This is a genomic window from Pseudomonas sp. RW407, assembly GCF_003176655.1.
Taxonomy (GTDB): Bacteria; Pseudomonadota; Gammaproteobacteria; order Pseudomonadales; family Pseudomonadaceae; genus Pseudomonas; species Pseudomonas delhiensis.
This window is the reverse complement of the sequence record NZ_QGSL01000084.1, coordinates 1-318: the sequence shown is the minus strand read 5'-3', so window position 1 is coordinate 318 and position 318 is coordinate 1. Positions and strand designations below refer to the sequence as shown.

Annotated in this window: 1 protein-coding gene; it reads left to right on the top strand. The window is 69.8% G+C overall.

From position 1 onward, the window contains the following. Nucleotides 1-318: RHS repeat domain-containing protein (locus DK254_RS06555; RefSeq protein WP_146219576.1), on the top strand; the 318-nt coding region annotated here is incomplete at both ends.

Genomic DNA, 318 nt, shown 5'->3' with positions numbered 1-318 from the left:
GGGCAAACGCCAGGGCCTGCAGGCCGAACGCCTGGCCTTCGCCTACGACGCCAACGGCCGCCTGCTCGGCGAAAGCACCCCGCTGGGCGAACTGGGCTACCAGTACGACGCCCTGGGCAACCTGCTCAGCCTGCAACTGCCGGACGGCCGCCACCTCAACCACCTGTACTACGGCAGCGGCCACCTGCACCAACTTAACCTCGACGGCCGCGTCATCAGCGACTTCGAGCGCGACGACCTGCACCGCGAAGTGCTGCGCACCCAGGGCCGCCTGACCAGCCGCTTCGGCTACGACGCCCTGGGCCGCAAGGCCTGGCA